Origin of the sequence: Streptomyces sp. NBC_01314, assembly GCF_041435215.1 — a bacterium.
Classification (GTDB): domain Bacteria; phylum Actinomycetota; class Actinomycetes; order Streptomycetales; family Streptomycetaceae; genus Streptomyces.
Genome location: NZ_CP108394.1, coordinates 4,100,131 through 4,121,748, shown reverse-complemented (window position 1 = coordinate 4,121,748; position 21,618 = coordinate 4,100,131). Strand labels below are relative to the sequence as shown.

The following is a 21,618-nucleotide window of genomic DNA, read 5'->3' as shown; positions in this document are numbered from 1 at the left end:
GGACCGGGTGTCGGCACGCCGTAAACTGGGGGACCGGCCGGCCTTCCGGCCGCTGGGGCACGATCCGCCGGACAGGTCTCAGGCCTTGCCGCTCCAGCCTCCCCCGGCCGCCTGGCCCTCCTACATACGGGAAGTCGCAAACGTGTCGCTCACGATCGGAATCGTCGGTCTGCCCAACGTCGGCAAGTCGACCATGTTCAACGCCCTGACCAAGAACGACGTGCTGGCGGCCAACTACCCGTTCGCCACGATCGAGCCGAACGTCGGTGTGGTCGGTGTCCCGGACGCGCGCCTCGCGAAGCTGGCCGAGATCTTCGGCTCGCAGAAGATCCTTCCGGCGACCGTCGACTTCGTCGACATCGCGGGCATCGTGAAGGGCGCCTCGGAAGGCGAGGGGCTGGGCAACAAGTTCCTCGCGAACATCCGTGAGTCCGACGCGATCTGCCAGGTCATCCGCGCCTTCCAGGACGAGAACGTCGTGCACGTCGACGGCAAGGTCTCGCCGAAGGACGACATCGAGACGATCAACACCGAGCTGATCCTCGCCGACCTCCAGACGATCGAGAAGGTCCTGCCGCGCCTCCAGCGGGAGTCGCGCATCAAGAAGGACATCGGGCCGAAGGTCGCTGCGGTCGAGGCGGCGAAGGAGATCCTGGAGAAGGGCGACACCCTGTTCTCCGCGGGGATCGTCCAGGGCTCCGGCAACGAGGAACTCCTCCACGACCTGCACCTCCTCACCACCAAGCCCTTCCTCTACGTCTTCAACGTCGACGAGGACGAACTGGTCGACGAGGACTTCAAGGCCGAGCAGCGCGCCCTGGTCGCCCCCGCCGAGGCGATCTTCCTCAACGCCAAGCTGGAGGCGGACCTCGCCGAGCTCGAGGAGGAGGAAGCGATGGAGCTCCTGGAATCGGTGGGCGTCGAGGAGCCCGGCATGGCGACCCTGGCCCGCGTCGGCTTCGACACCCTCGGCCTGCAGACCTACCTCACGGCCGGCCCCAAGGAATCCCGCGCCTGGACCATCAAGAAGGGCGCCACCGCTCCCGAGGCCGCCGGTGTCATCCACACCGACTTCCAGAAGGGCTTCATCAAGGCCGAGGTCATCTCCTTCGCCGACCTCGTCGAAACCGGCTCCGTCGCGGAGGCCCGCGCCAAGGGCAAGGCCCGCATGGAGGGCAAGGACTACGTGATGCAGGACGGGGACGTCGTCGAGTTCCGGTTCAACGTGTAGTGGGTGGCACACCACCACGTCACTGATCTGGCAAATACCCAGCTCAGAAGGGGTCCGACTCTTTGGGGTCGGGCCCCTTGGTTCTTTCCCTTGCTGGGATAGTGCCGGGATGCCATTGAGGCTCCCGTGCTGGTTCGTGGGCCGCAGCGCCGGGGGCCTTAGCGACAACTGGCGCGGGCTACCTACTAATGTCTATGTTAGTAACCTTGTCGTTAGTATCATGCGTGGAGGTCGGTGGCCATGGTGGACTTCGTAGGTCGTCGGCCGGAGCTGGCGACATTGGAGCGAGAGCTGCAGAAGGTGGCGGCAGGGGTTGGCGGGGAGCGGCCCGGTCGGTGCGTGATGTTGCGTGGGCGGCGACGGGTGGGCAAGTCGCGACTGGTCGAGCGGTTTGCGGAGCGCTCCGGAGCCCCGTTCTTGTTCTACGCGGCGACCGGTGCGTCCCCCAGGGATGATCTGGCACGGCTGGCCCGGGACGCCCAGGCGTCGACGCTGCCGTTGGCGGGGCTGGTGGGCGCCGCGCGGCCGGAGAGCTGGGACGCCGCGTTCGATGTGCTGGCTGCGGCGCTGCCCGCTGACCGGGCGAGCGTGCTGGTCATCGACGAGGTGCCGTATCTGATGGACGTGGAGGGCGCCTTTGAGGGGATGCTGCAACGGGCCTGGGACCGGGTGCTGGAGACCAAGCCGGTGCTGCTGGTCCTCATCGGCTCCGATCTGTCGATGATGGAGGCACTGAACAGCTACGGACGCCCCTTCCATCAGCGCGGCCGGGAGATGGTGCTGGGACCACTGAACCCCGCCGAGGTGGGCCAGATGCTCGGGTTGGAACCGGCGGAAGCCTTCGACGCCGCGCTGGTCACCGGCGGGCTGCCGCTGATCTGCGCGGAGTGGCCGCGAGGTGCGGGGTTGTGGGACTTCCTCGACGAGGCGCTGAGCGACCCGGTCTCGGCCCTGCTGGTGTCGGCCGAGCGCTCGCTGGCTGCCGAATTCCCTCCGCAGGCTCAGGCGCGTACGGTGCTGGCGGCTATCGGCAGTGGCGAGCGGACCTTCACCAACATCGCCCGTGCAGCCGGCGGGATCGGGGCCACGCCCCTGCAGCGAGCGCTGGAGCTGCTTACGGGCAAGCGGATCGTCGCTGCGGAGCTGCCCGTATCGCTGCGTCCGTCGAAGGATCGCCGCTACCGGGTGGCAGATCCCTACCTGCGGTTTTGGCTGCACCTACTCGGCCCGTCCATGGAGGAGATCGAGCGGGGGCGGGGCGATCTGACCTTGGCGCGTATCCGGGAGAACTGGACCAGCTGGCGCGGCCGAGCCGTCGAGCCCCTTGTCCGCGAGGCCCTGGCGCGGATACTGCCCGATGACAGGCTGCCCGCGGCCCCCGCAGTGGGCGGCTACTGGACGCGTACCAACGACGTCGAGATCGACATCGTCGGGGCGGACCGCGCCCCCATTGCCAAGGAGCTGCTCTTCGTGGGCTCCGTCAAGTGGCTGGAGCAGTCACCCTTCGACCGGCACGACCTGGCAGCTCTCCATCGACACCGGGCCGCCCTCACCGGCGAACCCGTTCCAGTCGTGGCGGTCTCGCGCAGCGGCGTCGACTGCCCGGGCCTCGATGCCACCTACGGCCCCGGCGATTTGCTGACCGCTTGGCCGCTGTGAGTGGTGGGTCGTTCCAGGTGTGGAATTCGGACGAGCGTCCGGGCGGCGACGCCGGCGACTTTCCTGCCTCGGCGCGTGAGGACCCTGGGCACGTCGTCCCGGTCGGCTCGCTCCACGACCTCGGCCAGGTGAGCCCGGACATCGCGGATGGACTCTATGGGCGGATCGGGCGTTTCCCCGGAAGTCCGGTCCTCGGGTACTTCACGTGTCGGGAACATGGGGGTTTGGGGGGTGTCGATCTCTCGGGGTGGGAAGCCTTGAACAGGCAGGCACATCAGGTTGGGGGAGGGGCACCGCATGTGGGTGGCATTGGCGATACTCGGCGTGCTCGTCGTGTTCAACGGTGAGGTTCGTGTGCTGGCGGTCGCCGCCGGAGGGCTTCTGCTGTGGGTCGGGCACAAAAGCGGGAACATGCTGCTGGCGGCGGTCGGCGCCGGGTTCCTCGCGCTGATGCTGTACGCGGCGTACTGACGCCGACCCCGGTTCTGCCGTTCGCCGACCCCGCCGGAGACCCCTCAGCTCCCCGCCAACCCCGTCTTCAACCCCGCGCCGCACAACGGCACCACCGCCGTGCGCGCCCCCAGTACCCCTTCCCGTACGGCCGCCCAGCAGGCCACGCCCGTGGACTCGACGTACAGACCGCGGGAGGCCAGGTCGCGTTGGGCGTGGCGGAGCTGGTCCTCGGTCACGGTGAGGAAGGCGCCGCCGGAGCCGCGGACGGCGCGAAGGATCTGGCGGGCCCGGGGCGGGTGGGGGATGGCGATGCCCTCGGCGAAGGTGGGGGCCGCGGGGGTGGTCCCGACGAGGTCGTCGGCGCCCTCGGTCCAGGCGCGGGCCAGGGGCGCCACGGCGGCTGACTGGACGGCGTAGAGGGCGGGGCGGCGGTCGATGAGGCCCGCCGCGTGCAGCTCGGCGACGGCGAGGGCCGCGCCCAGCAGCAGCGTGCCGTTGCCTACGGGGACGACGATGACCTCGGGGAGGCGTCCGCCGAGGTCCTCCCACAGTTCGTGGACGTAGGTCTTGGTGCCGTGCAGGAAGTACGGGTTGTAGACGTGCGAGGCGTAGAAGACGCCGTCCGCGTCCGCCGCCTCCCGGGCCGCGCGGGCCGTGGCCTCGCGGTCGCCGTCGATGATGTGCAGCTGCGCGCCGTGCGCCCCGATCTGCTCCAGCTTCTTGTCCGACGTACCGGCCGGGACGTACACCGTGCAGGGCAGCGCGGCCCGTGCGCAGTACGCGGCGACCGCCGTGCCCGCGTTGCCGCTGCTGTCGGCGATCACCCGGCGGGGGCCGAGCCGCAGGGCCAGCTCGGCGAGGAGCACCGCGCCCCGGTCCTTGAAGGACAGCGTCGGCATCAGGAAGTCGAGCTTGGCCCGGACGCCCTCCTTCAGATCGACGAGCGGGGTGCGGCCCTCGCCCAGCGAGACCGTGGGCGCCGCCAGGGGGAGGCATTCCGCGTAGCGCCAGAGGGAGTTCACGCGGCCGGTCAGGGATTTGAGCGGTGCCGGTGTGGGCGCGAAGTCCAGGTCCAGGGGGCCGCGGCAGGCCGGGCAGCACCAGGCGAAGGAGGCGGCGGGGACGCGCGTGCCGTCCGTCGGGCAGAAGCGATCCGGCAGAGGGGTCATGAGCGAAGGTTAGTTGGGTGGGGATGGCCGGGATGGTTGGTGACGGTGCGTCATGGTGGGTTCAGGCGGGCGGCGCACTTCCGACTGCGAGTTCCTGACGGCGAACCGATCATCCGGGGAGGGTCCCCGTGCCGTGCGCCGCCCCGTCCCGTGCCCCACCCTGCCTCGTTCCGAGTCCCGCCCCGCCCCGCGTATCGCCCACCCCCCTCACCCGCTTACCATGCGCCCAGTCGTACGTCAGTTCCCACTCCGCTCGGCGCAAGGAGCATGTGTACCTGTGGCCACACCCCCGCCCCTCGGGCCCCAGCCACCTCATGGCGGTGGCCAGTTTCCGCCCCCGGGGCAGCCGCGGGCCGGGGCCGGGCAGCCGTATCCGTACCAGGTGCCTCCTCAGGTCCTGGGGCAGGCGTGGGGGCAGAGCTGGGGACAGGCGTATCCGGCGCCGCTGCCGGCCCCGCCCGTCAACGGGCCCGCGATCGCCGCGCTCGTGCTCGGGGTGCTGTGCTTCCTGCCGGGCGTCGGCCTGCTGCTGGGGATCGTCGCGCTGGTACAGATCCGGAAGAAGGGGGAGCGCGGCAAGGGCATGGCGGTGGCCGGAATCGTCCTCTCGATGATCGGCGCGCTGCTGATGACGCTTGCGTTCACCACGGGCGGCGCGCGCGACGCGTGGGACGGCTTCCGCGACGTGGCGAGCGGTGCGGGTGGCACCTTCTCGGTGGCCAGGGGCGAGTGCTTCGACTCGCAGAGCGGCTCCCTGGAGGGATACGCGTACGACGTCGACATCGTGCCGTGCGCCGGTGAGCACGACGCGGAGGTGTTCGCCGAATTCTCGATGCCGGACGGCGCCTACCCGGGTGACGAGGCGGTCACCGACGCCGCCGACGACCGGTGCTACGCGCAGTCGGAGCTGTATGCGATGGATCCCTGGGCGCTCCCTGCCGACGTCGACGTCTATTACTTCACGCCCACCCGGCAGAGCTGGCGGTACGGCGACCGCGAGATCACCTGCATGTTCGGCAACGTGGACCCCGAGGGCAGCCTGACGGGCTCGCTGCGGCAGGACGGCACGACCCTCGACGACGACCAGTTCGCCTTCCTGGAGGCCGAGGCGCTCCTGGACGACGCCTTCGACGGGGTACCCGACACGGAGTACGTCGAGGACGACCTGGCCGGGCACAAGGTGTGGGCGTCGAAGGTGGTCCACGCCCTGGAACAGCAGACGTCCGCGTTGCGCGCGCACGACTGGGAGCCCTCCGCGGAGCAGGCGGTCACCGACTACGCCGACGCCCTGGACCGGGCGCGCGAGGAGTGGGAGGCGGCGAACAAGGCGAGGAACGCCGGGGACTTCTCCGACCACTGGGACAAGGCGCACCGGCTGACCGACGGAGCGAAGGCGGTCACCGCCCGCGAGGCTCTGGGGCTGGCCACCGAATCGCCGACATTCGACGACGAGAGCACCGGCGAGGGCGGTGGCGGGGACGGCTCCGACGCGGAGGTGTGACGGCACCCATAGTGGGGAGAAAGTGCCTGCGTAAAGCCCTTACCGGACCCAAGTCATCACATCGAGTGATTCTCTGGCCTTTGCTTGCAGGCGGAACCCACGGTTGCCACGCTGTTGCTGTCTGTACAAGCTGATGGGAGCGGCCAGTGACTTTCGGTGAGCAGCCGGCGTACTTGCGTGTCGCGGGTGATCTCCGCAGGAAGATCGTGAGCGGTTCGCTGCCACCGCACACCCGCCTCCCCTCCCAGGCCCGCATTCGGGAGGAGTACGGCGTTTCGGACACGGTCGCGCTGGAGGCCCGCAAGGTGCTCATGGCCGAGGGGCTGGTGGAAGGCCGCTCCGGTTCGGGCACATATGTGCGAGAGCGCCCGGTGCCGCGTCGGGTCTCCCGCTCCGGATTCCGGCCCGCGGGCGGTGCCACGCCCTTCCGGCAGGAGCAGGCCGATGTCGGGGCGCGCGGCACCTGGGAGTCGCGCAGCGAGCAGGTCGAGGCGGGCCGGACGATCGCCGAACGGCTCGCGATCCACACCGGCGACCGCGTGATGTGCACCAGGTACACCTTCCGGGACGCGGGGGAGGTGATGATGCTTTCCACCTCCTGGGAGCCCCTCGCCCTCACCGGCCGCACACCCGTGATGCTTCCCGAGGAGGGGCCCCTCGGGGGCATGGGTGTCGTCGAGCGCATGGCGGCCATCGACGTCGTCGTCGACAACGTCACCGAGGAGGTCGGTGCCCGCCCCGGCCTCGCCGAGGAGCTGCTCGCCCTCGGTGGCGTCCCCGGACATGTCGTCCTGGTCGTCCAGCGCACGTACTTCGCCTCCGGTCGCCCGGTGGAGACGGCGGACGTGGTGGTCCCGGCGGACCGCTACCAGGTGGCGTACCACCTGCCGGTGAAGTGAGCGGCGGGTGGCGCTCGTTCGGGAAACCGGCAGATTTAGCGTGTACGGGACCGTGACGCGGGCATGGGTCAATTGGTCTTTGCCGGAGGGAAGTTGGACTTGTCGGAGCCTCGGCGGTTCGTCCGAACGTAGTTCGAATTTCGGTCGTTCTTGCCGTCGGGTCACGATGAGGCCTGGTAGCGGCCCGTTTCGTACGAACGGCGCAGGACCGCTGCTCGTCGGAGCGCTGGGGGGCGTGCGAGTAGTGATCGGCGGCGCGTTCGACGGGGTGCGCCCCCCTCGTCTTGGCTGGTTGCGTACCTCTTTGTAAAAAGACGGATTCGCTGCGTAAAGGTTAGGCGTACGCTCGGGCATATGCGGAATGCGGTTTCCTTAGGTGACGGGGCGCGGCGGCATCCGGGGGTGGGGCCTGGGCGAGCCGGGGCGGGAAAGGGCGGTGGGGGTCGATGAACGACAGCACGATCACTCTTCCCTGGCTCGTCGTGCGGCAGGACGACAACGGCAATCGCTACCGGGTGGGCAGGTATGCGACGCGTGCCGAGGCGCAGAAGATCGCGGACGGTCTCGACAGCCGCGGCCACAAGCAGCTCTACTGGGTCGAACGCGTCGGGCAGAACGGCCAGAACGGGCAGAGCGGGAGTAACTGACTCACCCCGCCCGGCATCCGGGGACGCTCCCGTAGGCTCCCGCGCATGACCGAACCGATCGTGGTGGTGGGCGCCGCTCTGCTGAGTGGCGGGCGACTGCTCGCCGCCCGCCGCAGCGCGCCGCCTGAGCTGGCCGGACGCTGGGAACTGCCGGGCGGCAAGGTGGAACCCGGTGAGCCGCCCGAGCAGGCACTCGTGCGTGAGCTGCGGGAAGAGCTGGGTGTCGAGGTGAAGTCCGCGGAGCGGGTGCCCGGTGAGTGGGTGGTGCGCCCCGGATATGTGCTGCGGGTCTGGATCGCGCATCTGCTGTCCGGTGAGCCTCGGCCGCTGGAGGACCATGACGAGCTGCGGTGGCTGACCGTGGACGAGGTGTGGGATGTCGACTGGCTGGAGCAGGATGTGCCGGCGGTGATGGAGGCGGCGCGGGTGGCTTGGGGCGACGTCGGCTGAGTGGGGCCCCGGCTGCGATGCGGTCGCTGCCGGGGCATCTTTGGTCCCGGACTGCCTCTGGGGGCCCGCCGCTTCCGCGTCGCGGCTCCCGAGCTTCCGCGTCCCCGCTCCCGAGCTCCCGAGCTCCCGCCCTCGATCCCCTTCCCCCGCCCGGCCGGTGGGGTAGGTGTTCTGGCTGCGGTGCGGGTTGAGTGCGGCTGGTCGCACAGTTCCCCGCGCTTCTGACGGGACCGTTGCGGGGCCCCGCACTTTTGTTGAGGATGGCCCTTTCCCTATGCGGCTTCCTTGTGCGTTCCTTATGTGGCTTCCCTGCGCGGCACGATGCGCCTCCTACGCCGTTCGTGCCACAGTGCGCCCTCGTGCGCGGTACTACGGGATGGATATCGGGTATGTGCCCATTAACCCCATGAAACCGGACAGGGCCTGCTTCTGGACTGGGAAGTGATCGGCGTGATCGACAGCGGAGCCGACTGCGCCGAGTGGACCTTTCCGGCGGAGCCGGGGGCGGTGCGGGACGCTCGTGCGGTGGTGCGAAGGCAACTGCGTGAGTGGGAACTCGATGTGCTCGGGGACATCACCGCCCTGTTGGTGAGCGAGCTGGTGACCAACGCGCTGCGGCACGCGACGGGGCCCATCGGGGTACGGCTCGTGCGTCCCGCCGGCCCCTCGGGCGCTCTCCTGGTCGAGGTCTCCGACCCCCTGCCCGACCCGCCGCGCGAACGCGCGGCCGATGTCGACGACGAGAGCGGCCGGGGTCTGCAGTTGGTGGCCTGTTCCTCGCGAGCCTGGGGTACCCGCCCCGGCGAGGCGGGCAAGACGGTCTGGTTCGAGCTGGCGGTTCCCGGCTGAGCGGCTCTGTCGACGTACAGGGCGAAGGTCCTGATGCACGGCGGGCGTTCACGGCGTACGGCCCGGGGGAGGGGGCGGCTCCCCGGGGCGTGCGTGCGACCGACTGGTTCAAGCCAGTAGGGCTGGCAGGAGTCTTTGATTCGAGAGGGCACCGCCTGGTTAGAAGACTTGGGAGTATGTTCCGGCCGGTCCAAAAACGATCGGGACCGTGCTGTGATCGTGAACACCGTGTTGTGCGGCGCCGTAGTGCTGGATACTGCGGGCAGCCGCCCCTGGTGACCGAAGCCGGACGCGGTGAGCTGGAGGGGACGGTTCGCGTGAGCGAGATACCAGCGAAGGCCACGGAGTCCACGGGTTCCAAGAACCCGTCGGACCGCGCGAGGCCCGAGGCCGCAGGCCATTCCGGCCTGGGCGGAGCCACTCGCGACAGCGGGGCCACACGCGACAAAACGGGCACCGGTTCGATGGGCCGGGTGTCCGGGAGTCGTGTGCCCGGGAGTCGTGCCTCCGAGGGGCGAGGGTCCGAGGGGCGAGGGTCCGAGGGGCGAGGGTCCGAGGGCCGAACGTCCGGCGCGCGGGTCGGTGAAGCCGACGGGTCCGGCGGATCCGGCAGGTCAGACGGGTCCGACGGTGGCGCGGGTGTCATGGGTGGTCACGGGACCGGTGACTCGATGTGGCAGACCAGCCCGCCGGGATCCATGTACGACTACATCAAGGTCGCTTCGTTCTCGATCGGTCCTGACGGACTCGTCGACCAGTGGAGTCTGCGTGCCGAGCAGTTGTTCGGCATAGCGGCGGAGCGGGCCGTGGGGATGGACCCCATCGAGGCGTTCATCGACCCCGACCGGCGTGAAGAAGGCCAGCGGAAAATGGCCGAGGTCCTCGACGGCCGGGAGTGGACCGGGGTGGTCCCCTTCCGTGTGCCGGGTCCCGACGGGGTGGAGGGACTCGCCGAGGTCTATGTGATGCCCACCACCGTGGAAGGTGGCGAACGGGCCGCCGTCTGCATCGTCGTGGACGTCCGGACCCTGCGCCGGATAGAGACCGACCTTGCCGCTTCGCAGGCTATTTTCGGCCAATCTCCGTTCGGGTTCCTTCTGATAGACACCGATCTTCGGGTAAGGCGCGCCAACCAGCGCTTCGCCTCCATCTACGGCGGCGAGGTCGACGACCACCGCGGCCGGGGCGTCCACGACTACCTGCAGTCCCCGGAGGCCGAGCGGGTCGAGGCCACCCTGCGCCGGGTCATGGAGACCGGTGAGTCGATCACGGACATGCACATCACGGGCTTCGTGCCCGGATCCGAGGACCGCCGCCACTGGTCCATCAACCTCTACCGCGTGCACAGCGGTACCGGCCGCCCCATCGGCATCGCCTGGCTCGGCACCGACATCACGGCCCGTCGCTCCGCCGCCCGCGAGGCCGCCGCCGCCCGGCGCAATCTCGCCCTCCTCAACGAGGCCGGCTCGCGCATCGGCAACTCACTCGACCTGGAGACCACCGCCCGCGAACTCCTCGCCGTCGTCGTTCCCGGCTTCTGCGACCTCGCCACCGTCGACCTCTACCAGGGCCTCCTGGTGGGCGACGAGGCCCCGCCCGGACTCGCCGACGGCAGCGCCGAACTGCGCCGGGTCGCCTTCGCCAGCGCCGTCTCCGACGCGCCGTTCGTCGGTGGACCCGCCCCCGTGGACGTCGGCGCGGTCCACCACTACCCGTTCAACTCGCCCTGCGCGGACGCTTTGCGCACCGGCCGCCCCCAGCAGGTGCCCGAGGACGGCAGCCTCATCCAGTCGACGCTCGCCGTGCCGATGGTCGCGCACGACACCGTCGTCGGACTCGTGCAGTTCTCCCGCACGAAGGGCAGCGAGCCGTTCGGCGGAAGCGACCGGGACCTCGCCGTCGAGCTGGCCGCACGCGCCGCCGTCTGTATCGACAACGCGCGCCTCTACCGCCGCGAACACGAGCGCGCCCTCATCCTGCAGCGCTCCCTCCTGCCGCCGGGCGACCCCGAGGCCTCCGGGCTCGACATCGCCTGCCGTTATCTGCCGGGCAACGCGGCCACCGAGGTCGGCGGCGACTGGTTCGACGTCATCGAACTCCCCGGTCACCGCACGGCACTCGTCGTCGGCGACGTCATGGGCCGCGGACTGCGGGCAGCGGTGGCGATGGGCGAACTTCGTACGGCCGTTCGTACGTTGGCCCTGCTGGACCTCGAACCCGCCGAGGTTCTCTCGGCGCTCGACGAGATCGCCCGTGGCCTCGGCACCCCCGGCGGTGGCCAGTCGGCCTCCCGCACCTCAGCCAGCCGGCCCCGCGACAAGGACCTCGCCGAGGTCTACCTCGCCACCTGCGTCTACGCCGTCTACGACTCGGTGACCCGCCGCTGCACCTTCGCCAACGCGGGCCATCTGCCGCCGGTGCTGGTCGAGCCGGGCGAGAGCGCGCTGATGCTCGACGTGCCGCCCGGCATGCCGCTCGGCGTCGGCGGTGAGCCGTTCGAGGAGGTGGAGGTCGAACTACCCGAAGGCGCGCTGTTGGCGCTCTACACGGATGGACTGGTCGAATCCCGCCATCATCCCCTCGACGAGGGCCTGCAGGCGTTCGTCGGCGCGCTCACGGACCCTGCCCAGCCGCCGACCGCCCTGCGCGCCGACACCCCCCGGTCGCTGGAGGACGTCTGCGACCACGTCCTCAACACCCTCGACACCCACCACGGCGAGGACGACATCGCGCTGCTGATGGCTCGTGTCCAGGGACTGCCGGAGGACTCCGTCGGCGACTGGACCCTGCCTCGTGAGCCGCGCAGCGTGGGCCGCGCCCGCGAGTACGCCCGCACCCGGTTGCAGGCCTGGGACCTTGAGCCCCTCATCGACACGGCGGAACTGCTGGTCAGCGAGCTGGTCACCAACGCCCTGCGGTACGGCGAGGGTGAGATTCGGCTCCGGCTCCTCCTCGACAGAACACTCGTCTGCGAGGTGTGGGACGCGGGTCTTGTGCAGCCCCGCCGACGCCGGGCCCGCGACACGGACGAGGGCGGGCGTGGGCTCCAGCTGGTCGGCCTGCTGTCCGCCGCGTGGGGGTCCCGCCGGACGCCTCGCGGCAAGACGGTGTGGTTCGAACTGCCGCTGCCGGGTGGGGAGCACGGGCTGACGGATCCGGCGGAGGCGTTGCTGAGCCTGTTCTAGGGCGGGGCACCGCTGGTGCGTCGTGGCTCGTCGCGCGGGTTCCCGGCGCCCTGACCGGCGCGCGGGGGTGGGACCTGTGCAGTCAGAACTGGCCGCCCGCTGTTCTGCGGGCGCGGGTCGCCGTTCCGCCGTAACAAGCGGGGCCTCGCAGGTCGGCTCGGCCGCCGCCGTCGGGGGGCTCGCCGAGGATGATGCCGCCCAGGAGGGCGCCGGCCAGACCGTCGCCGACGGGGCCGCCGTACGGGTTGCCGTACGCCCTGACGTCCTGCTCGGCCAGGTGCCGGGCCTCCTGGGCGAGAGCGTGGGCTCGTTGAGTGTGCCGGGTGTTCTCGGCGGTCCCGTCGCCCTCGTCCCGCTCGGCGGAATCCGCCGGAATCGCCTGCGCCAAGTGCCGTTCCGCCTCCGACAGCCGGCTCCTGGCCTTCGCCCCGACCGCTCCCCGGTGCGTGGTGACGAAGTCGGCCGCGGCGGCGACCGCGCTGCGGGCCGGGAAGAGCCAGCGGCCCTGGCGGCGGAGGGCATCGAGGGGGTCGTCGTACGGGCCGGTGGAGGGGGCGGTGGAGGGGGCGCCCTGCTTGGCGCTCCCAGCCGCATGCAGCAGTTCGGTGGCGAGGCGCTCCACCCCGGTCACGAACAGGTCAGCCTGGTCGATCGCGCCCTCGGCGGCCCGTAGGTGTACGGCCGCGGTGTGCAGGTCGCCCGGGTAGGCGGCCTGACGGGACCGGTTGAGCTCGGAGGTGGCGAAGACCAGGCGGTCCTTGGCCTGTTCGACGTAGCCGGTGACGGGGAGGGAGGCGGCCGGGGCGAAGCCGTCGCGGAGGGCGGTGAGGGTGGTGGCCGCGGTCGCCGTACGGCCGGTCAGCTCGCGGAAGCGGGACTCCGCGAACTTCAGGGCCGGGATGATGTCCCATTCCAGAGCACGGAGTTGATCGAAGGCGGGCGTCGCCGTGTCGAGCCTCCGCTGTGCGGTCGTGCACCGGGTGAGGATCTCCTCCAGTAGCGCGCGTTCCTCGTCGGGGGACAGAGCATCGCGCTCCTCGTCCAACCGCAGACCCACCCGGCAGGCCCCCACCAGCTCCCGCCGCGCATCCGCCAACGCCTCCACGAACGGCTGCACCGCGTCCCGCGCCGCGGGCGTCTCCGCGAAGGCCATGGCCGGGTCGAGCACGACCGGCGCCTCCGCGCGCGGCCCGCCCGATCCAGCGCCCGCCGACTTCTCCGGATGCGGCTGGGGAGCACTGTGGTCGGCAGGGTCGGCAGGGTCGGCAGGGTCGGCAGGATCGGCAGGATCGGCAGGATCGGTGGGATCGGTGGGACTGGCAGGACCGGCGGAACCGACTGCGGATGGTTCGGGCTCGTCGTGGCCGGCCGGGCTCTCCTCCTGCGGCTCCGCTTCTTCGCGAACTGCCGACTTCTCCAGGTGCGGCTGAGGATCACTGTGGCTGGCAGGGCTGGCAGGGCTGGCAGGGTCGGCTGTGGGTGGCTCGGTTTCGGCAGGGCTCGCCGGGCCTTCCTCGTGCGGCCCGGCGTCTTCGCGGTCCGTCTGCCCGTCCGTAGGCGGCTCGGCGGCATCGTGGCCCGGCCGGGCCGCCGCGAAGCGGAGTTCCTCGGTGCTGGTGCGGACGCTGTCGTCGGTCTCGACGAGGAGCCGCTGGGCCCGGCGGTGGAGGTCGGGCAGCGCGGTGGTCGGCGGTTCGAAGGTGCCGGTCGGGGGCGTGTGCAGCTGGGCGCGGCGCCGACGTCGTACGAGGGAGTACGCGGCCACGGCGACAGCCGTACCCGCCGCGGCCACCGGCAGGATCAGATCCGCCCCGAAGGTATCGCCGTCAGCGGGGGCAGCACCGCCGACAGCGGGAGCCACGGACTGTGCGCCGACGACCGGAGTCGCAGGTCGCCCGCCGATGGCCGGGACCGTGGACCGGCCGAGGTCGACCGGATCCGCGGGCGGTCTGCCCACCGGCGGGACCACGAGTGGCTCGTCCACGGCCGGGGCCATGAACAGCTCGCCGCCGACCGGAGTCAGGGGCTGCCCGCCGACGGTCGGCCGGACGGCCGTCCCGTCCACGGACCGCTCGTCGGCGGGCGGCTTCGCGGCCTGGCTCTCGGCCGGCTCCGTTGCCGTGGGCAACAGGAGCCAGGCCATGGCTGCCAGCCCGCCGAACGCGGTGTGGGCCAGCCGCACGGCTATGTGCGACGTGGCGCCCCGCGCTCGGTTCCTTCTCAGACGCGACGTCACATTTGGGAGCGTATGGCCGGTGTCGCGCGGTCGCGAGTGGGGTGCGGCGGAGTGGGGGAGGCGGAGGCCGGTCCCGGTGGCGAGGGCATGCCATGATCGCCTCGTTCGCAAGGGGGGAGGCGGGGACATGCTGACGACCGTCGGGATCGGGTTCCTCGCGGCGGCCATGGTGGCCACGACCGTGTTCGGTGTCGTCGCGATCCGTACGGAGTGGATGTTGCCGTGGCTGCGGCGCAGCACGCCGCGGCCGGTGCTGTGGGGCTGTGCCACGCTCAGCGGCAGTGCGGGGCTGGGCCTGTGGTGCGTAGCCATGGCGACCGAACGCGCGGACGTGTTCGGTCTCGGCCTGATCCTCATCGTCACCCACACCGTGCTGTCGTACCTCGCGACCCGCCCCGGCCGCGTCACCACCCCGTGACGGCCCCGCGCCCCGTGACCGCCCCGCGCAGACCCTCACCCCGCTGAGGAACGCCTCCTGATCTTCGAGCCCAGCCACACCAGTGGGTCGTACTTGCGGTCGACGGCACGTTCCTTGAGCGGGATCAGCGCGTTGTCCGTGATCTTGATGCCTTCGGGGCAGACCTCGGTGCAGCACTTGGTGATGTTGCAGTAGCCGAGACCGTGCTCGTCCTGGGCCGTCTTCTTGCGGTCCAGGCCGGTTTCCTCCGCCGCGTCCAGCGGGTGCATGTCCAGTTCCGCGACGCGCATCAGGAAGCGCGGGCCCGCGAAGGCCGGTTTGTTCTCCTCGTGGTCGCGGACGACATGGCAGGTGTCCTGGCAGAGGAAGCACTCGATGCACTTCCGGAACTCCTGCGGGCGGTCCACGTCCTCCTGCATCATCCGGTACTCGCCGGGGCCGAGCTTCTCCGGCGGCACGAAGGCGGGGACCTCACGCGCCTTGGCGTAGTTGAAGTTGACGTCAGTGACCAGGTCACGGATCACCGGGAAGGCCCGCAGCGGGGTCACGGTGATCGTCTCGTCCCGCTCGAACACCGACATCCGGGTCATGCACAACAGCCGGGGACGGCCGTTGATCTCGGCGGAACACGAACCGCACTTGCCCGCCTTGCAGTTCCAGCGGACGGCGAGGTCGGGGGCCTGGGTCGCCTGGAGGCGGTGGACGATGTCGAGGACGACCTCGCCCTCGTTCACCTCGACCTTGAAATCCTCCAGACCGCCGCCCCGCTTATCGCCCCGCCACACCTTGAAGCTGGCCTCGTAGCCGCTCATGACCGCGGCTCCTCGTAGCTGCTCACTCGTACAGCTCCTCTTCGGCGAGGTACTTGACCAGCTCCTCCTTCTCGAAGAGGGCGAGCAGGTCGGGACGGATGGCTTCGGTGGTCTCACGGGTGAGGGCGATCCGGGCGACGACGGGATCCCAGTTCTCCGGCCCGCCCGTCGGATCGGTGAGCCGGCACAGCAGGTTGATACGGCGCCAGTCGCGGTCCATCGTCGGATGGTCCTCGCGGGTGTGGCCGCCGCGCGACTCGGTGCGCTCCAGCGCGGCCCGAGCCACGCACTCGCTGACCAGCAGCATGTTCCGCAGGTCGAGGGCGAGATGCCAGCCGGGATTGAACTGCCGGTGCCCCTCCACACCCGCCCGGCGCGCCCGCACCCGCAGGTCGGCCAGCTTCTCCAGCGCCTGCTCCATCTCGCCCTCGCGGCGGATGATGCCGACCAGGTCGTTCATGGCCTGCTGCAGCTCCTGGTGGAGGGTGTACGGGTTCTCCGGCGGCCGACCTGCCTCCGGGCCCGGCGCCGGGCCCTCGGCGGAGAACGGCCGCAGCGCCTCGGCGGCGGCCGTGTCGACCTCGACGTCGTCCACCGGGGGCCGTGCCCCGGTCAGTCCCGCCGCGTACCCGGACGCGTGCTGTCCCGCCCGGCGGCCGAACACCAGCAGGTCGGAGAGGGAGTTGCCGCCCAGCCGGTTGGAGCCGTGCATACCGCCGGCCACCTCACCGGCCGCGAACAGGCCCGGCACCCCGCGCGCCGCCGCCGTGTCCGACTCGACCGCGATACCGCCCATCACGTAGTGACAGGTGGGCCCGACCTCCATCGCCTCCGCCGTGATGTCGACGTCCGCCAGCTCCTTGAACTGGTGGTACATGGACGGCAGTCGGCGGCGGATGGTCTCCGACGGCATCCGCGTGGACACGTCCAGGAAGACCCCGCCGTGCGGCGAGCCCCGGCCCGCCTTCACCTCGGAGTTGATGGCTCGCGCGACCTCGTCGCGCGGGAGCAGTTCGGGCGGGCGCCGGTTGTGGTCCGGGTCCTCGTACCAGCGGTCGCCCTCCTCCTCGGACTGCGCGTACTTCTCCTTGAACACGTCCGGGATGTAGTCGAACATGAACCGCTTGCCCTCGGAGTTCCTGAGCACCCCGCCGTCACCGCGTACGGACTCCGTGACGAGGATGCCCTTGACCGACGGCGGCCAGACCATGCCCGTCGGATGGAACTGCACGAACTCCATGTTCAGCAGCGGCGCGCCCGCGAGCAGGGCCAGCGCGTGCCCGTCGCCCGTGTACTCCCACGAGTTCGACGTCACCTTGAACGACTTGCCGATGCCACCGGTGGCGATGACGACGGCGGGCGCTTCGAGGACGAAGAACCGGCCCGACTCGCGCTCGTAGCCGAAGACGCCGGAGACCCGCGCGCCGTCCTTCAACACCCGGGTGACCGTGCACTCCTGGAAGACCTTCAGCCGGGACTCGTAGTCACCGGTCTCCTTGTGGTCCTCCTGCTGGAGGGCGACGATCTTCTGCTGGAGGGTGCGGATCAGCTCCAGGCCCGTACGGTCGCCGACGTGGGCGAGGCGTGGGTACTCGTGGCCGCCGAAGTTGCGCTGCGAGATGCGGCCGTCCTTCGTACGGTCGAAGAGGGCGCCCCAGGTCTCCAGCTCCCACACCCGGTCGGGTGCCTCGCGGGCGTGCAGCTCCGCCATCCGCCACTGGTTGAGGAACTTGCCGCCCCGCATGGTGTCGCGGAAGTGGACCTGCCAGTTGTCACCGGAGTTGACGTTGCCCATGGCGGCGGCGATACCGCCCTCGGCCATCACCGTGTGGGCCTTGCCGAACAGGGACTTGCAGATCACGGCCGTACGGGCGCCCCGCTCGCGGGCCTCGATCGCGGCACGAAGCCCGGCACCGCCGGCGCCGATCACGACGACGTCCCACTCCTGCCGTTCGACCACGGACATCAGAACAACCTCGGATCGTCGAAGGCGCCGGACGCGACCAGATACACATAGAAGTCGGCGAGCGCCACACTCACCAACGAGGCCCAGGCGAGCTGCATGTGACGGGCGTTGAGCCTGCCGACCCACTGCCACAGCCGGTAGCGCACGGGATGCTTGGAGAAGTGCTTGAGCTTGCCGCCGACGATGTGCCGGCACGAGTGGCAGGAGAGGGTGTACGCCCAGATCAGCACGATGTTGACGAGGAACACGAGGGTGCCGAGGCCCATGTGGCCCCACTCGTAGTTCTCGTCGCGGAAGCTCAGGACCGTGTCGTAGGTGAGGATGCCGGCGACCAGCAGGGCCGCGTAGAAGAAGTACCGGTGGAGGTTCTGCAGGATCAGCGGGAACCGGGTCTCGCCCGAGTACTTCTTGTGCGGCTCGGCCACCGCGCAGGCGGGCGGGGACGCCCAGAAGCCGCGGTAGTAGGCCTTGCGGTAGTAGTAGCAGGTCAGGCGGAAGCCGAGCGGGAAGATCAGGATGATGATCGCCGGTGAGATGCCCCACCAGCCACCGAGGACCTCCCAGTTGGGGCCCCCGCGCATGGGCTCGCAGCGTTCCGCCAGACAGGGCGAGTAGAACGGCGAGACGTAGGGGGCCGCGTAGTAGTGCTCGTCCGCGAAGGCCCGCCATGTCGAGTACACGATGAAGGCCAGCAGTCCGGCGGCCGTGGCGGCCGGGGCCAGCCACCAGCGGTCGGTGCGCAGATGCGGGGCGGAGATCGCGGCGCGCGTACGGGTCCGTACGCCGCCGCGCTGTGGATGGGGTTCTGTTGCCGGTGGTTCCGTACCAGTGGCCAACGGGGGACTCCCGGTCGGGTTCTTGGCTTGTCGGGCTTGTCGGGTCGGTTGTCGTTTCGTTCGTCTACGTCGATTCAGGGTGCGCGGCGGTCGCGGGCACCGAGGCCTTCGTCGTCCGAGTCCGTCCACAGGGAGCTGTCGTACGGAGTGTCGGAAATGGGGACCAGGTCGGGGCGGCGCGGCTTGGCCAGGCCGGGGGCGGCCTCGCCGAGCAGCGCGATGCTCTCGCGCAGGTGGTCGGCGTCGGTTCGGACGCGGCGAATCTCCAGGCCGTTGCCGCCGAGTTGCTGTTCCAGGCGGCGTACGGACCGGGTCAGCTCGTCCAGGCAGCGCCGGACGGCCGTCAAGTCGTCGTGCACGGACATGACTTGCCCTCGCTTTCAGGGGGTGGTGGGCCCCAGGCGGCAATGTTCATGCGCCTGCGAGTGTCGCGCGTCACACCTGCCGGTGGGAAGCGGTGTGCGGTGTTCTTTTGCGTCGGGGGAGCTCGCGGGCCGGTGGGAGTTCTTTGTGCGCGGGTGGGTGGGGGCGGGTCGCGCGGTTCCCCGCGCCCCCTGAAACACGGCCCTGCGGGCCGACGTACAGCAGGGGGCGCAGCCCTTGCTTTCCAGGGGCGCGGGGCACCACGTGAGCAACCACAACCCACCCGTACCCGCCACGCAACCGGAACCCCCCGAGCTCCAGGCGTCCGAACGGGTGGGTTCCAGGGCGCCACCCGTCGTGTCGGCGGCTCTGGAAGAACCCCGTCCTCTTCAGTGGCCGCATCCGTCTGATCAGCTCCATATACCGCCGAACGTGATCAGAGCCACCCCCGTCCCCGTTCTCCCACCGCGGAGCGAGGAGGTCGCAGTGATGCCGATTCCCCACGACCGCGTTCGACCGCGCGCCCTGCGCCGTTCCCTGGCGTTCCTGGTCGCCGGAGTGCTCACGATGCCCGTGCTGAGCGGATGCAGCGAGGAGGATCCGGCGGGCAGGCCCGTCGCCGGGCAGGACATCGCGCCCGCCGCGCGGAACCTCGTCGCCGACGGCGGCACCCTGCGCTGGGCCGTGGACGCCGTCCCGGAGACGCTGAACACGTTTCAGTCGGACGCCGACCCGGCCACGGCACGGATCGCCGGCGCGGTCCTGCCGTCGATGTACCGGCTCGACACCAGCGGACGCCCCCAGCTCAACCCCGAGTACCTGGAGTCCGCGAAGGTCGTCGATCGCGAGCCCCGGCAGGTCGTCCTCTACAAGCTCCACCAGGAGGCGGTGTGGAGCGACGGCCGGGAGATCGGCGCCGCCGACTTCGCCGCGCAGTGGCGCGCGCTGTCCGGCAAGGACTCCGCGTACTGGACCGCCAGGAACGCCGGCTACGAACGCATCGAGAAGATCGAACGCGGCGACAACGACCTGGAGGTCCGGGTCACCTTCGCCCGCCAGTACGCCGACTGGAAGTCGCTGTTCTCGCCGCTGTACCCGAAGCAGGTGATGGGCACCCCCGACTCCTTCAACGACGGTGCCCGCAAGAGGCTCAAGGTCACCGCCGGGCCGTTCACGCTGAAGGACGTCGACCGCAAGGGCGGCGAGGTCACGCTCGTCCGCAACCCGCGCTGGTGGGGCCGCCCCGCCAAGCTCTCCGAGCTGGTGCTGCGCGCCGTACCGCGCGCCGAGCGCGCCCAGGCACTGGCCGAGGACAAGGTCGACATCGCCGAGGTCGACTCGGCACAGGCCGAACGGATCATGCTCGCCTCCCGTGACAAGGCCTCCCGCGACAAAACCTCCCGCGACAAGGAGGACTCGCGGGGCGCCGGGCCGCTCTCGCGGAGCGGTTCCCTCGCCGAGCACGGTCCCGTGGCCCCGGACGGCTCCCTCGCCCAGGGACCCGGCTCCGCCCTGACCCCCGCGAAGTCGTTGCGGTCCTGGGCCATCGCGCACGGCTCGGACGAGAAGGCCGCGAACGACGAGCTCAGCGCCCGGGAGAAGCGGCGCGCGGCGATCGCCGAGTACACCGCCCAGCAGTCGGCCCTGCGCGGTTTCGCCCTCCGCAGGTCCCTGGAACCCGCGTTCACCCAGCTCGCCCTGAACGGTTCCGACGGCCCTCTCGCCGACGAGCGCGTCCGCCGCGCCGTGGCCCGCGCCCTCGACCGCGAGAAGCTCGCCGCCCTCGTTCTGGAGCCCCTCGGCCTGCCCGCCGTCCCCGTCGGCAGCCACCTCGCCCTCGCCGGCCAGGCCGCCTACGCCGACAACAGCGGCGCCCTCGGCGACCATGACGCCGACGAGGCACGTGCCCTGCTCGCCGACGCCGGATGGGAGCAGGGCGGCCCTGTCGAACCCCGCGAGCCCCTTGGGGCGAGCAAGAAGGCGGCCGGCGCGGAAGGGGAGAAGACCAGGACGAAGGACGACTCCGGCTCCGACAAGCCCGGCTCCGGTTCCGCCAAGCCCTCCGCCTCCGGTTCCGCCAAGCCCGGCTCCGGTGAATCCGGCTCCTCCGAGGACGAGAGCACGAACATCGTCGGCGACAACAAGCCCTACGACGCCGACGCGAACCTCGCTCAGGACGGCAAGCAGTTCAAGCCGGGCGGTGCGCCCGGCGCGTACGCGCCACAGGGGACGCGGGCGCCCGCCGATGCCGCGCGGGGGCCGCTCGCCAAGAACGGCAAGCTGCTGACCCTGCGGTTCGTGCTGCCGTCGGGGCCGGGGACGGAGTCGCTGCGGGTCGTCGGTGAGCGGATCGCGGTGATGCTGGAGCGCGTCGGGATCCGTACGGAGATCACGAAGGTCGCCGACGAGAGCTACTTCAAGGATCACATCGCGAACGGGCAGTACGACCTCGCGCTGTACTCCTGGCCGACCTCCGCGTACCCCGCCACCGACGCCCGGCCGATCTACGCCAAGCCGGTGCCCGCGGCGGACGGCTCGCTGAGCGTCGAGCAGAACTACACGCGCGTCGGCACGGACCGGGTCGACCAGCTCTTCGACCAGGCCATGTCCACCCTCGACGAGTCGAAGACCCGCTCCCTGATCCGCAAGGCGGACGCCCGGATCTGGGCCGCCGCCGGGTCCATCCCGCTCTACCAGCGCCCCCAGCTCGTCGCCGCCCGCACCACCCTCGCCAACGCGGGTGCCTTCGGCTTCCAGACCCCGGTCTACGAGGACATGGGCTTCCGGAAGAAGGGCGCGAAGGGACCGGCGCGGCCCACAGGAAAGTAGAGGATCAACCCTCGCGGACTCCGGCCGCTGCCCTGTACGACACGGGGCGGCGGCCAGGCGCACGATGGAGTGAACCCGGGGCCGATCGATCTCGGGCGGGCCTCCTGTGGCCATA

At 70.7% G+C, this 21,618-nt stretch carries 17 protein-coding genes and 1 pseudogene; 11 read left to right on the top strand and 7 right to left on the bottom strand.

What is annotated here, in order from left to right; genetic code table 11:
- Positions 1–142 precede the first annotated feature (142 nt).
- Positions 143–1,231 (top strand): redox-regulated ATPase YchF, encoded by a 1,089-nt coding sequence (gene ychF, locus OG622_RS18000; RefSeq protein WP_371577185.1) that lies wholly within the window; start codon positions 143–145, stop codon positions 1,229–1,231.
- 240 nt (positions 1,232–1,471) lie between these two features.
- Entirely contained in the window at positions 1,472–2,890 is a 1,419-nt protein-coding gene (locus OG622_RS17995; RefSeq protein ID WP_371577183.1) for an ATP-binding protein, read from the top strand.
- Between the two features lie 26 nt (positions 2,891–2,916).
- Here the strand turns inward: OG622_RS17995 and OG622_RS17990 are convergent.
- Positions 2,917–3,108: pseudogene (locus tag OG622_RS17990) on the bottom strand (type II toxin-antitoxin system prevent-host-death family antitoxin); the annotation flags it as partial.
- 79 nt (positions 3,109–3,187) lie between these two features.
- On the opposite strand from OG622_RS17990, the gene OG622_RS17985 reads away from it, so the two are divergent.
- A complete protein-coding gene (locus OG622_RS17985; protein WP_371577181.1) occupies positions 3,188–3,361 on the top strand; it encodes a hypothetical protein in 174 nt (57 codons plus the stop codon).
- A 44-nt stretch (positions 3,362–3,405) separates the two neighbouring features.
- Here OG622_RS17985 and OG622_RS17980 read toward each other — a convergent pair whose 3' ends face one another.
- Entirely contained in the window at positions 3,406–4,512 is a 1,107-nt protein-coding gene (locus OG622_RS17980) for a pyridoxal-phosphate dependent enzyme (protein ID WP_371577179.1), read from the bottom strand.
- 277 nt (positions 4,513–4,789) lie between these two features.
- Here OG622_RS17980 and OG622_RS17975 point away from each other — a divergent pair, with 277 nt between their 5' ends.
- The 6 genes from OG622_RS17975 (at position 4,790) to OG622_RS17950 (ending at position 12,043) form a co-directional block, all read left to right on the top strand.
- Positions 4,790–6,013 carry a DUF4190 domain-containing protein gene (locus tag OG622_RS17975; protein WP_371577178.1) on the top strand — a complete coding sequence of 408 codons (1,224 nt, stop codon included), beginning with the start codon at positions 4,790–4,792 and terminating at the stop codon, positions 6,011–6,013.
- A gap of 146 nt (positions 6,014–6,159) precedes the next feature.
- The gene (locus OG622_RS17970) at positions 6,160–6,912 is read left to right on the top strand and encodes a GntR family transcriptional regulator (RefSeq protein ID WP_371577176.1); all 753 of its coding nucleotides are present in this window, start codon (positions 6,160–6,162) and stop codon (positions 6,910–6,912) included.
- A 446-nt stretch (positions 6,913–7,358) separates the two neighbouring features.
- Positions 7,359–7,559: an SPOR domain-containing protein gene (locus OG622_RS17965; protein ID WP_371577174.1), complete on the top strand. Its 201-nt coding sequence runs from the start codon at positions 7,359–7,361 to the stop codon at positions 7,557–7,559.
- Between the two features lie 45 nt (positions 7,560–7,604).
- Positions 7,605–8,009: a (deoxy)nucleoside triphosphate pyrophosphohydrolase gene (locus OG622_RS17960; protein WP_371577172.1), complete on the top strand. Its 405-nt coding sequence runs from the start codon at positions 7,605–7,607 to the stop codon at positions 8,007–8,009.
- 441 nt (positions 8,010–8,450) lie between these two features.
- Complete coding sequence (locus OG622_RS17955; RefSeq protein WP_319763640.1) at positions 8,451–8,858, top strand: ATP-binding protein; 408 nt, start codon at positions 8,451–8,453, stop codon at positions 8,856–8,858.
- 275 nt (positions 8,859–9,133) lie between these two features.
- The gene (locus tag OG622_RS17950; RefSeq protein WP_371577168.1) at positions 9,134–12,043 is read left to right on the top strand and encodes a SpoIIE family protein phosphatase; all 2,910 of its coding nucleotides are present in this window, start codon (positions 9,134–9,136) and stop codon (positions 12,041–12,043) included.
- Positions 12,044–12,125: 82 nt separating this feature from the next.
- Here the strand turns inward: OG622_RS17950 and OG622_RS17945 are convergent, their stop codons facing one another.
- Positions 12,126–14,279: a hypothetical protein gene (locus OG622_RS17945; RefSeq protein WP_371577166.1), complete on the bottom strand. Its 2,154-nt coding sequence runs from the start codon at positions 14,277–14,279 to the stop codon at positions 12,126–12,128.
- 127 nt (positions 14,280–14,406) lie between these two features.
- Between OG622_RS17945 and OG622_RS17940 the strand changes: the two genes are divergently transcribed.
- Complete coding sequence (locus OG622_RS17940; protein WP_371577165.1) at positions 14,407–14,697, top strand: hypothetical protein; 291 nt, start codon at positions 14,407–14,409, stop codon at positions 14,695–14,697.
- A gap of 35 nt (positions 14,698–14,732) precedes the next feature.
- Here the strand turns inward: OG622_RS17940 and OG622_RS17935 are convergent, their stop codons facing one another.
- The 4 genes from OG622_RS17935 to OG622_RS17920 form a co-directional block, all read right to left on the bottom strand.
- Positions 14,733–15,509: a succinate dehydrogenase/fumarate reductase iron-sulfur subunit gene (locus tag OG622_RS17935; RefSeq protein WP_371577163.1), complete on the bottom strand. Its 777-nt coding sequence runs from the start codon at positions 15,507–15,509 to the stop codon at positions 14,733–14,735.
- A gap of 22 nt (positions 15,510–15,531) precedes the next feature.
- Entirely contained in the window at positions 15,532–17,475 is a 1,944-nt protein-coding gene (locus OG622_RS17930; protein ID WP_371577161.1) for a fumarate reductase/succinate dehydrogenase flavoprotein subunit, read from the bottom strand.
- Positions 17,475–18,311, bottom strand: coding sequence for a hypothetical protein (locus OG622_RS17925; RefSeq protein ID WP_371577159.1), 837 nt, complete (start codon positions 18,309–18,311; stop codon positions 17,475–17,477). The genes OG622_RS17930 and OG622_RS17925 overlap by 1 nt, the downstream gene beginning before the upstream one ends.
- A 74-nt stretch (positions 18,312–18,385) precedes the next feature.
- A complete protein-coding gene (locus OG622_RS17920; protein ID WP_371577158.1) occupies positions 18,386–18,676 on the bottom strand; it encodes a hypothetical protein in 291 nt (96 codons plus the stop codon).
- 487 nt (positions 18,677–19,163) lie between these two features.
- Between OG622_RS17920 and OG622_RS17915 the strand changes: the two genes are divergently transcribed.
- Positions 19,164–21,503, top strand: a complete 2,340-nt coding sequence (locus OG622_RS17915; protein ID WP_371577157.1) for an ABC transporter substrate-binding protein — start codon at positions 19,164–19,166, stop codon at positions 21,501–21,503.
- Positions 21,504–21,618 lie beyond the last annotated feature (115 nt).

What these genes read in the sequence shown, in the direction of transcription:
- OG622_RS17965 (WP_371577174.1), top strand. Translation starts at nt 7,359, where the DNA reads ATGAACGACAGCACGATCACTCTTCCCTGGCTCGTCGTGCGGCAGGAC.
- OG622_RS17960 (WP_371577172.1), top strand. Translation starts at nt 7,605, where the DNA reads ATGACCGAACCGATCGTGGTGGTGGGCGCCGCTCTGCTGAGTGGCGGG.
- OG622_RS17920 (WP_371577158.1), bottom strand. Translation starts at nt 18,676, where the DNA reads ATGTCCGTGCACGACGACTTGACGGCCGTCCGGCGCTGCCTGGACGAG.
- OG622_RS17985 (WP_371577181.1), top strand. Translation starts at nt 3,188, where the DNA reads ATGTGGGTGGCATTGGCGATACTCGGCGTGCTCGTCGTGTTCAACGGT.
- OG622_RS17940 (WP_371577165.1), top strand. Translation starts at nt 14,407, where the DNA reads ATGCTGACGACCGTCGGGATCGGGTTCCTCGCGGCGGCCATGGTGGCC.
- OG622_RS17930 (WP_371577161.1), bottom strand. Translation starts at nt 17,475, where the DNA reads ATGTCCGTGGTCGAACGGCAGGAGTGGGACGTCGTCGTGATCGGCGCC.
- OG622_RS17915 (WP_371577157.1), top strand. Translation starts at nt 19,164, where the DNA reads ATGCCGATTCCCCACGACCGCGTTCGACCGCGCGCCCTGCGCCGTTCC.
- OG622_RS17995 (WP_371577183.1), top strand. Translation starts at nt 1,472, where the DNA reads ATGGTGGACTTCGTAGGTCGTCGGCCGGAGCTGGCGACATTGGAGCGA.
- OG622_RS17980 (WP_371577179.1), bottom strand. Translation starts at nt 4,512, where the DNA reads ATGACCCCTCTGCCGGATCGCTTCTGCCCGACGGACGGCACGCGCGTC.
- OG622_RS17935 (WP_371577163.1), bottom strand. Translation starts at nt 15,509, where the DNA reads ATGAGCGGCTACGAGGCCAGCTTCAAGGTGTGGCGGGGCGATAAGCGG.